Annotated in this window: 19 protein-coding genes; all 19 read left to right on the top strand. The window is 49.0% G+C overall.

Going from position 1 to position 8963, the window contains the following annotated elements:
* The 19 genes from EBS36_01060 (at position 1) to EBS36_00970 (ending at position 8872) form a co-directional block, all read left to right on the top strand.
* Positions 1–414 (top strand): 50S ribosomal protein L16, encoded by a 414-nt coding sequence (locus tag EBS36_01060; protein ID NBU31748.1) that lies wholly within the window; start codon positions 1–3, stop codon positions 412–414.
* On the top strand, positions 414–647 hold the full coding sequence (locus EBS36_01055) for a 50S ribosomal protein L29 (GenBank protein NBU31747.1): 234 nt from the start codon (positions 414–416) through the stop codon (positions 645–647). The genes EBS36_01060 and EBS36_01055 overlap by 1 nt, the downstream gene beginning before the upstream one ends.
* A complete protein-coding gene (locus EBS36_01050; protein NBU31746.1) occupies positions 644–910 on the top strand; it encodes a 30S ribosomal protein S17 in 267 nt (88 codons plus the stop codon). The genes EBS36_01055 and EBS36_01050 overlap by 4 nt, the downstream gene beginning before the upstream one ends.
* A gap of 15 nt (positions 911–925) precedes the next feature.
* Positions 926–1294 (top strand): 50S ribosomal protein L14, encoded by a 369-nt coding sequence (locus EBS36_01045; protein NBU31745.1) that lies wholly within the window; start codon positions 926–928, stop codon positions 1292–1294.
* Complete coding sequence (locus EBS36_01040) at positions 1294–1641, top strand: 50S ribosomal protein L24 (protein NBU31744.1); 348 nt, start codon at positions 1294–1296, stop codon at positions 1639–1641. The genes EBS36_01045 and EBS36_01040 overlap by 1 nt, the downstream gene beginning before the upstream one ends.
* Complete coding sequence (locus tag EBS36_01035; GenBank protein ID NBU31743.1) at positions 1641–2204, top strand: 50S ribosomal protein L5; 564 nt, start codon at positions 1641–1643, stop codon at positions 2202–2204. The genes EBS36_01040 and EBS36_01035 overlap by 1 nt, the downstream gene beginning before the upstream one ends.
* A 3-nt stretch (positions 2205–2207) precedes the next feature.
* Positions 2208–2393: a type Z 30S ribosomal protein S14 gene (locus tag EBS36_01030; GenBank protein NBU31742.1), complete on the top strand. Its 186-nt coding sequence runs from the start codon at positions 2208–2210 to the stop codon at positions 2391–2393.
* A 56-nt stretch (positions 2394–2449) separates the two neighbouring features.
* On the top strand, positions 2450–2848 hold the full coding sequence (locus EBS36_01025) for a 30S ribosomal protein S8 (GenBank protein ID NBU31741.1): 399 nt from the start codon (positions 2450–2452) through the stop codon (positions 2846–2848).
* A gap of 12 nt (positions 2849–2860) precedes the next feature.
* The gene (locus EBS36_01020) at positions 2861–3403 is read left to right on the top strand and encodes a 50S ribosomal protein L6 (protein ID NBU31740.1); all 543 of its coding nucleotides are present in this window, start codon (positions 2861–2863) and stop codon (positions 3401–3403) included.
* Positions 3403–3783, top strand: coding sequence for a 50S ribosomal protein L18 (locus EBS36_01015; GenBank protein ID NBU31739.1), 381 nt, complete (start codon positions 3403–3405; stop codon positions 3781–3783). Before EBS36_01020 ends, EBS36_01015 begins: the two co-directional genes overlap by 1 nt.
* Positions 3784–3800: 17 nt before the next feature.
* Complete coding sequence (locus tag EBS36_01010; protein ID NBU31738.1) at positions 3801–4406, top strand: 30S ribosomal protein S5; 606 nt, start codon at positions 3801–3803, stop codon at positions 4404–4406.
* Positions 4406–4591 carry a 50S ribosomal protein L30 gene (locus EBS36_01005; GenBank protein NBU31737.1) on the top strand — a complete coding sequence of 62 codons (186 nt, stop codon included), beginning with the start codon at positions 4406–4408 and terminating at the stop codon, positions 4589–4591. Before EBS36_01010 ends, EBS36_01005 begins: the two co-directional genes overlap by 1 nt.
* Positions 4591–5031, top strand: a complete 441-nt coding sequence (locus tag EBS36_01000) for a 50S ribosomal protein L15 (protein NBU31736.1) — start codon at positions 4591–4593, stop codon at positions 5029–5031. The genes EBS36_01005 and EBS36_01000 overlap by 1 nt, the downstream gene beginning before the upstream one ends.
* A 30-nt stretch (positions 5032–5061) precedes the next feature.
* Positions 5062–6354, top strand: coding sequence for a preprotein translocase subunit SecY (gene secY, locus EBS36_00995; protein NBU31735.1), 1293 nt, complete (start codon positions 5062–5064; stop codon positions 6352–6354).
* On the top strand, positions 6354–6911 hold the full coding sequence (locus tag EBS36_00990) for an adenylate kinase (protein ID NBU31734.1): 558 nt from the start codon (positions 6354–6356) through the stop codon (positions 6909–6911). Before secY ends, EBS36_00990 begins: the two co-directional genes overlap by 1 nt.
* 5 nt (positions 6912–6916) lie before the next feature.
* Positions 6917–7744 (top strand): type I methionyl aminopeptidase, encoded by an 828-nt coding sequence (map, locus tag EBS36_00985; protein ID NBU31733.1) that lies wholly within the window; start codon positions 6917–6919, stop codon positions 7742–7744.
* 108 nt (positions 7745–7852) lie between these two features.
* Positions 7853–8392 carry a two pore domain potassium channel family protein gene (locus EBS36_00980; GenBank protein ID NBU31732.1) on the top strand — a complete coding sequence of 180 codons (540 nt, stop codon included), beginning with the start codon at positions 7853–7855 and terminating at the stop codon, positions 8390–8392.
* A gap of 130 nt (positions 8393–8522) precedes the next feature.
* Positions 8523–8744, top strand: a complete 222-nt coding sequence (locus EBS36_00975; protein NBU31731.1) for a translation initiation factor IF-1 — start codon at positions 8523–8525, stop codon at positions 8742–8744.
* A 14-nt stretch (positions 8745–8758) separates the two neighbouring features.
* The gene (locus EBS36_00970; protein NBU31730.1) at positions 8759–8872 is read left to right on the top strand and encodes a 50S ribosomal protein L36; all 114 of its coding nucleotides are present in this window, start codon (positions 8759–8761) and stop codon (positions 8870–8872) included.
* Positions 8873–8963: the final 91 nt, after the last annotated feature.

Here is an 8963-nt window from a genome sequence, read left to right as displayed (position 1 = left end):
GTGTTAATTCCACGTCGCGTTAAGCACCGTAAGCAGCATCACCCTGATCGCTCAGGCGCATCCAAGGGCGGCAATGCTGTCACTTTCGGTCAATGGGGTTTGCAAGCACTAGAGCCTGCATACGTAACCAACCGTCAAATTGAGTCTGCTCGTATTGCCATGACCCGTCACATTCGCCGTGGTGGAAAAGTTTGGATCAACATTTATCCAGATCGCCCACTAACCAAAAAGCCAGCTGAAACTCGAATGGGTTCTGGTAAGGGTTCACCTGAATGGTGGGTCGCCAACGTTAAGCCAGGTCGCGTGATGTTCGAAATCGCGTTCCCTAACGAAAAAGTCGCTCGCGAAGCGCTGACTCGTGCAATGCACAAATTGCCGATGAAGTGCCGCATTGTGGCCCGAGAGGAAATCTAATGGCTACCACATCAACAAATGACTTGCGTGGACTTGCCAACGACGAATTGATTTCGAAGTTGCGCGAAGCCAAAGAAGAGTTATTCAATCTTCGATTCCAGGCTGCTACTGGTCAGCTTGAGAGTCATGGTCGGTTGCGAGTTGTTCGCAAGGACATCGCTCGCGTGTACACCGTTATGCGTGAACGCGAACTCGGCATCACTCCAGTTGAAAGCAGTGAGGTAAGCGCATGAGCGAATCAGTAGAGCGTGGCGACCGCAAGGTCCGCGAAGGTCTAGTTATCAGCGACAAGATGGACAAAACCATCGTGGTAGCTGTTGAAGACCGGTTCAAGCATCCGCTGTACGGCAAAGTTGTTCGTCGCACTAGCAAGTTGAAGGCGCACGACGAAACCAACAGTGCTGGAATCGGCGATCGCGTTTTGTTAATGGAAACTCGTCCACTAAGTGCAACTAAGCGTTGGCGCATGGTCGAGATTCTCGAGAAGGCCAAGTAAGGGTAGGGGAGAAAAGTGATTCAGCAAGAGTCGCGACTTCGCGTTGCCGACAACACGGGAGCCAAGGAAATCTTGGTTATCCGCGTGTTAGGTGGTTCAGCGCGTCGCTACGCCGGAATTGGTGACATTGTTGTTGCCACCGTTAAGGATGCAATTCCTGGCGGCAACGTAAAGAAAGGTGACGTCGTTAAGGCAGTTGTCGTTCGCACAACCAAAGAACGTCGTCGTCCAGATGGTTCTTACATCAAGTTTGACGAAAACGCAGCCGTGATTTTGAAGGCCGACGGTGAACCACGCGGCACCCGTATCTTCGGCCCAGTTGGTCGTGAGCTTCGCGATAAGAAATTCATGAAGATTATTTCTCTAGCACCGGAGGTTTTGTAATGAAAATCAAATCTGGTGATGAAGTTCTAGTAATTGCAGGCAAGGACAAAGGCGTTCGCGGCACTGTTCTTTCAGTAGATGCAGAAGCTAACAAGGTAATTGTTGAGGGCGTAAACCGCATTAAGCGTCACGTCCGTCAAACAACCACTGCTCGTGGCGCGGTTGTTGGTGGCATCGAAACTGTTGAAGCTCCAATTCATGTTTCAAATGTGCAGCTAATCGTTGATGGCAAACCCACTCGTGTCGGTGCGCGCCGCGACGAGGTAACCAAGACTCGCGCTGATGGAACAACTTACGAAGGTTCTCGTGGCGTTCGCGTTGCTCGTCGCACTGGAAAGGACATCTAATGTCGACATCAACAACTGAGATTCCACGTCTTAAGGCGCGTTATCGTTCCGAGATTGTTCCTGCGCTTCAAGCAGAGTTCAACTTCTCAAACCCTATGCAGGTTCCTGGTCTTACAAAGATCGTTGTCAACATGGGAGTTGGCGAAGCTGCTCGTGACTCAAAATTAATCGAAGGTGCAATTCGCGACTTAACTGCAATCACTGGCCAGAAGCCACAGGTAACTAAGGCTCGCCTCTCGATTGCCCAGTTCAAACTTCGTGAAGGTATGCCAATCGGCGCCCATGTAACGCTTCGCGGCGATCGTATGTGGGAGTTCCTAGATCGTTTGTTAACTCTTGCATTGCCTCGAATCAGGGACTTCCGTGGTCTGTCAGCAAAGCAGTTTGATGGCCGTGGAAACTACACTTTCGGTTTGACTGAGCAAGTTATGTTTCACGAAATCAATCAGGATTCAGTTGATCGTCAGCGCGGTATGGATATCACGCTAGTTACTTCAGCTGCTAACGATGACGAAGGCCGGGCGTTGCTAAAGCAACTGGGCTTCCCATTTAAGGAGGCATAAGCCATGGCAAAAACTGGTCTACGCAATCAAGCAGAACGCACTCCGAAATTCAAAGTGCGTGGTTACACCCGATGCCAGCGTTGTGGACGTCCACATGCTGTATATCGCAAATTCGGCCTTTGCCGCGTGTGCTTCCGTGAAATGGCACATCGTGGTGAACTTCCCGGCATTACAAAGAGTTCCTGGTAAACAACAACACACCGTAGGTCCCGAGCGGATACCGCGGTGAGAAGGGCGAAAAGCCAATGACAATGACCGATCCGATTGCGGACATGCTAACGCGTGTGCGCAATGCTAACTCGGCTCACAAAGAGTCGGTATCTATGCCGCACTCCAAGATTAAAGAGCATATTGCTGAGATCTTGAAGCGTGAAGGTTACATTGCTGATTTCAGTGTTGCTGATGAATTAGTCGGCAAGAGTCTGAACATTGCACTCAAGTATGGACCAAACCGCGAAAAATCAATCGCTGGTGTTCGTCGTGTGTCAAAACCTGGTCTGCGGGTTTATGCAAAGAGCACTGCATTACCTCGCGTACTTGGCGGACTTGGTGTGGCAATCATCTCTACTTCAAGTGGCCTATTAACTGATCGTCAGTGCGAATCGAAAGGTGTAGGTGGGGAAGTCCTCGCCTACGTCTGGTAAGGCGGATCTGAGATGTCACGTATCGGCCGTTTACCAATTACCGTGCCAAATGGTGTTGAAATCACCATTGACGGTTCGCAGGTTTCAGTTAAGGGTCCAAAAGGTGCCCTATCACACATCGTTGCTGAGCCCATTGAAGTTAAGCGCACTGAAGAAGGACAAATTGTTGTCGAGCGTCCTAATGACGAGCGCGATAGTCGTGCTCTCCATGGCCTCACACGCACCCTGATTTCAAACATGATTGTTGGTGTCACCGATGGTTACACCAAGACATTGGAAATCTCAGGCACTGGTTACCGTGTTGCACTAGCCGGCAGTTCGCTTGAATTCGCCCTTGGTTTCAGCCATCCAGTGAAAGTAGATGCGCCAAATGGCATCAGCTTTAGCGTTGAGACTCCAACACGTTTTCATGTATCCGGCATCGATAAGCAGCTAGTTGGCGAAGTTTCAGCAAACATTCGCAAACTTCGCAAGCCCGATCCATACAAAGCAAAAGGTATTCGTTATCAAGGCGAAGTTATTCGCCGCAAGGCTGGAAAGGCAGGTAAGAAGTAATGTCTGTCGTCGCCAAATTAGGTTCAGGCAATAAGAAAGCTGTTGCCCGCAAACGTCGTCATTCTCGTGTTCGCAAGAAAGTGAATGGCACTGCAGCGAGGCCACGCTTGGTCATCACCCGCTCTGCTCGCCACGTTTTCGTGCAGGTCGTTGATGATTCAATTGGTCAAACTTTAGCTTGCGCTTCCACCATGGAAAAGGATTTGCGAGTAGCTTCTGCCGCAAAAGCTGACAAGGCTCGCGAGGTGGGCAAACTAGTTGCCACCCGCGCGAAAGCTGCCGGCATCGATACCGTGGTTTTTGACCGCGGTGGACACAAGTATCACGGTCGCGTTGCGGCCCTAGCAGATGGCGCCCGCGAGGGCGGCCTAGAGTTCTAGGAAGAGGGAAACGAGTTATGGCCGGAAATCAGCGTGGCGAAGGTCGGGAAAACGACCGTCGTGACCGTCGTGATGGCGATCGCCGTGGGGCAGCCCCTGCGGAAAAGAGTCCATTTATTGAGCGTGTTGTAACCATCAACCGTGTGTCCAAAGTAGTCAAGGGCGGTCGTCGCTTTAGCTTTACTGCCCTAGTCATCGTTGGTGATGGCAATGGAAAAGTTGGTGTTGGGTACGGTAAGGCAAAAGAGGTACCTGCTGCCATTGCTAAAGGTGTAGAAGAAGCAAAGAAGAACTTCTTTGATGTTCCGCGTATCCAAAGCACAATTCCACATCCAGTACAGGGCGAAGCTGCAGCAGGTGTTGTCATGCTGCGACCAGCTGCTCCTGGTACGGGTGTGATTGCTGGTGGACCAGTGCGTGCGGTACTTGAATGCGCCGGCATCCATGATGTTTTGAGTAAGTCACTTGGCTCAGACAATGCAATCAACATTGTGCACGCAACTGTCGCGGCGCTTCAGTTACTTGAACGCCCAGAGCAGGTTGCTGCCCGACGTGGATTGCCAGTTGAAGATGTTGCTCCAGCAGCACTACTTCGAGCAAATGCTGAAAAGGTTGGTGCGTAATGGCTGCACAGATCAAAGTAACTCAGATTAAGTCTGAAATTGGTGGTAAGCAGAATCAGCGCGATTCCCTTCGCTCACTAGGTCTAAAGCGTATTGGTGATTCAGTTGTCAAGGATGCTCGTCCAGAAATCCTTGGCATGGTCAATGCGGTCCGTCATCTGGTCACTGTCGAGGAGGTCAAATAATGACTCTCAAGGTTCATCATCTACGTCCGGCTCCAGGTAGCAAGACTGCTAAGACTCGTGTTGGTCGTGGTGAAGGTAGCAAAGGTAAAACAGCAGGTCGCGGTACCAAAGGTACAAAGGCTCGCTATCAAGTGCCAGAGCGTTTTGAAGGTGGCCAGATGCCACTTCACATGCGCACCCCGAAGTTAAAGGGTTTCAAGAATCCATTTCGGGTTGAATTCCAGGTAGTTAATGTTGCTCAGCTCAATGCCCTGTTCCCTCAGGGTGGAGATGTGACAATCCTTGACTTGGTCAAGGCAGGCGCAGTTCGCAAGGGTGAGTTGGTCAAGGTGCTTGGCCAAGGAGACATCACTGTCGCGGTTAACGTAACTGCTAATGCATTTTCAGAGTCAGCAAAGAACAAGATCGTTGCTGCTGGCGGCTCTGCTACTACGATTTAATTGTCATAACTCAAACACTGGGAGGCACCAATGCTCAGCGCATTCGCTGCGGCGTTTAGAACACCGGACCTACGTAAGAAGTTGCTCTTTACCCTAGGCATCATTGCGTTATTCCGCACTGGTTCCGTGGTCCCAACTCCTGGTGTTAGTTACACTGCAATTCAAACCTGTTTGGCGAAGGTACAGGACAACACGATTTACGGATTAATCAATCTGTTCAGCGGTGGCGCACTTTTGCAGTTGTCTGTTTTTGCTCTGGGCATCATGCCTTACATCACCTCAAGTATCATCATTCAGCTACTTACTGTGGTCATTCCCCGATTGGAAACTCTGAAAAAAGAAGGACAGTCAGGACAGGCAAAAATTACGCAGTACACACGCTACCTAACGATCGGTTTGGCAATTCTGCAGTCAACAACAATAATCACCTTGGCGCGAACGAAAGGTCGATTGTTCTCGGGCTGTGATGAACAGTTAGTCCCAAATCAGACGATCCAGATTTTGCTAACCATGGTTGTGGTCATGACGGCCGGTACCGCATTAATTATGTGGCTTGGTGAATTGATTACTGACCGTGGCGTCGGTAACGGTATGTCAATCTTGATTTTTACATCGATCATTGCTACTTTCCCCGGTCAGCTAATGAACATCTTCAAGATCGATGGCGCCTTTAAGTTTGTTGTGACTTTACTTATTGGATTTGCGACCATAGCTGCTGTGGTTTTCGTTGAACAAGCCCAACGACGGATACCAGTTCAGTATGCAAAGCGTCAGATTGGTCGTCGCTCGTACGGCGGCACAGCAACCTATTTGCCAATTAAGGTAAATATGGCTGGGGTAATTCCAGTGATTTTCTCCTCGTCACTGCTTTACCTGCCTGATTTAGTTGTTCAACTCTCTGGCTCGCAAGCAGGTTGGGCACAGTGGATTCTCACATACTTTGCACCAGGACGTCAGGCTTACTTAGTTGCTAACTTCCTATTGATTGTTTTCTTTGCCTACTTCTATGTCTCGATTACATTTAACCCAGACGATGTTTCAGATGACATGAAAAAGTACGGGGGATTCATTCCAGGAATTCGTGCCGGCAAGCCAACTTCGGATTACCTTGCCTATGTCCTGAATCGAATTACCCTGCCAGGCGCGCTTTACCTTGCTTTGATTGCAACGATTCCATACATCGCCTTTGACTTACTTGGCGTTGGCCAGAGGTTCATCTTTGGTGGCACCAGCTTGCTAATTATGGTCGGTGTCGGCCTTGATACCGTCAAGCAAATTGAGAGCCAGTTGCAGCAACGCAATTATGAAGGTTTCTTGAAGTAATGCGTTTGCTCATTATGGGCCCGCCCGGAGCAGGAAAAGGTACGCAAGCGGCCGTTATCGCTAAAGAATTTAATATTGCCCACATCTCAACAGGCGATTTATTCCGGGCGAACTTGTCACAAGGAACTCCACTGGGACTTGAGGCAAAGAAGTATATGGATGCTGGCGAATATGTTCCAGATTCAGTAACAAATGACATGGTGCGCGATCGACTTTCAGGCGATGACATCGCAAATGGATTTTTACTTGATGGGTACCCACGAACTGTGGCCCAAGTTGCTGAACTAGACCAGATGCTCGGTGACTCAGGTTTGAATAAGGTCCTAGTGCTAACCGCGGACACCGAAGAAGTTGTTGGCCGACTCCTAAATCGCTCATTACAACAAGGTCGTACTGATGACACCGAAGAGGTAATTCGACGACGACTTGAAGTTTATGAGGAGCAAACCGCACCACTAATTGATCTCTACTCAAAGCGGGGGATTTTAGTCTCGGTAAATGGACTGGGTTCAGTTTCTGAGGTTTCCGGCCGAATCCGTTCAGTACTAAGCGCGTAACGACCATGCTCGGTCGAAAAAACAAAATTGAAATCAAGTCGCCTGCGCAAATAGACCTAATGCGCAAAGCAGGTTTGGTTGTGGCGGAAACCTTGAGCCGGTTGAAAGTAGAAGCTCAGCCAGGTGTGACGACAAATGACTTAGATCGAATTGCCCGAGAAGAGCTCAAGCGCACCGGAGCAGACTCATCATTTCTTGGCTATTACGGCTACCCAGCAGTGATTTGTGCATCAGTGAACGATGAAGTAGTCCATGGTATTCCCAACGACCGCGCACTCCAAGAGGGTGACATTCTTTCGATTGACTTCGGAGCAATTGTGCAGGGCTGGCATGGTGATGCTGCTATCTCCATTGAAATCGGAACGTGTGCCGACAATGTAGTTCGGTTGAGTGCAGTAACCAAGGCGGCGCTTTGGTCAGGACTAGCCAAAGCAATAGTCGGTAATCGACTCAGTGACATCAGTAACGCCATCGAAAATACGATTCGAAGTGCGGGCGACTACGGAATTTTAGAAGAATTTGTCGGCCACGGAATTGGTAGCAAAATGCATATGGAGCCGTCCGTACCAAACTTTGGTCCGCCTGGAAAGGGCCCCGAGTTAATTTCGGGGATGGCGATTGCAATTGAGCCAATGGTTACCCTTGGCGAACGACATGTACACACACTTGATGACGATTGGACTGTTGTAACTGACGATCATTCTTGGGCTAGTCACTGGGAACATACTGTTGCGATAACCGAAGATGGACCGTGGGTGCTTACCGCTCTAGATGGTGGCGGTCAGTTTTTCGCCGCAAACTCAATTCCTAGTCCGGCAATGTCACGCGCCTAATTGTTCGAGATTTTTGCAGCTAATTAAGAAATAGAATTGCTGTAATTGGTGACTGCTTTTAGATTGCGACTTTGGTAATCTAGGCTCGAACTAACCAAGGAGACACTGGTGGCTAAAAAACTTGCAGATCTGTCTAAACCAGAACTGCGTAGTGAAATTACTAAATCAGTGTTTGTTGTCTTTGCATTCAGTGCAGTTTCGATTGCGATTTTTTTTACTATTCCGTATGACGGCATGGTTAGAAGTAATCAAGCCGTGCTTCGTCTAATTGTCGGACTTGGATTACTTGCACTAGTTGTTGTGCTTTTAGTTCGAAGAATCAGAAGTGCGCCACTTCCGCAGCTAAAGGCACTAGAAGCCCTTGTCGTTGTGCTGATGAAATTTATCTGTTTATTTGCTGGCACCTATCTAATGGTTTCGCATTTTGATTCGTCTGCATTTGATGAGCCGCTCACACATGTCTCTGCTCTTTACTTCACCGTAGTAACTTTTGGCACAGTTGGATTTGGCGACATAGTTGCGCAGTCTGATTTTGCCAGACTGCTAGTGAGTGTCCAGATCATCCTTGACTTCGTGTTCATTGCCGCGATTTTGCGTGCACTCATTGCGGTTGCCCAGCAGAGTTTACAATTAGCTCAAGACGGGTAAAACTGCCAATTTTCGGCATTTTTCCTTGATTTTTATTGCCCGATTTCCCAATTTGCAGGGTTTTACCGTAAAGTCTTGCTTTGGCTCTCAGTAAATTCTGAAGCCAAGTCCAAGGAGTGCAAAAACCTTTATGGCCAAAAAAGACGGCGCCATCGAACTCGAAGGCACCATCATTGAGTCACTTCCGAACGCTATGTTTCGGGTAGAACTTGAAAATGGTCACAAAGTTCTTGCACACATTTCAGGCAAGATGCGGATGCACTACATCCGGATTTTGCCAGACGACAAAGTGATTGTGGAACTGTCTCCATACGATCTGACTCGTGGACGAATTGTGTATCGGTACAAGTAAGCAGGACGGAAATAGTGAAGGTTAATCCCTCAGTAAAGCCAATGTGCGATAAGTGTAAAGTCATTCGTCGTCATGGTGTCGTCATGGTTATTTGTGAGAACCCACGCCACAAGCAGCGTCAGGGTTAATAGATACATCAGACGATTCACCCGATCCCATCGAGTACGCGTGCGTGCTGTGGTGGACGGCACCTCTAGGTGATCAAAGGCTGGAGATCTT

It is taken from the genome of Actinomycetota bacterium (assembly GCA_009923495.1).
Taxonomy (GTDB): Bacteria; Actinomycetota; Actinomycetes; order S36-B12; family UBA5976; genus UBA5976.
The sequence above is the reverse complement of the archived record's forward strand: the minus strand, read 5'-3'. Positions and strand labels throughout refer to the sequence as shown.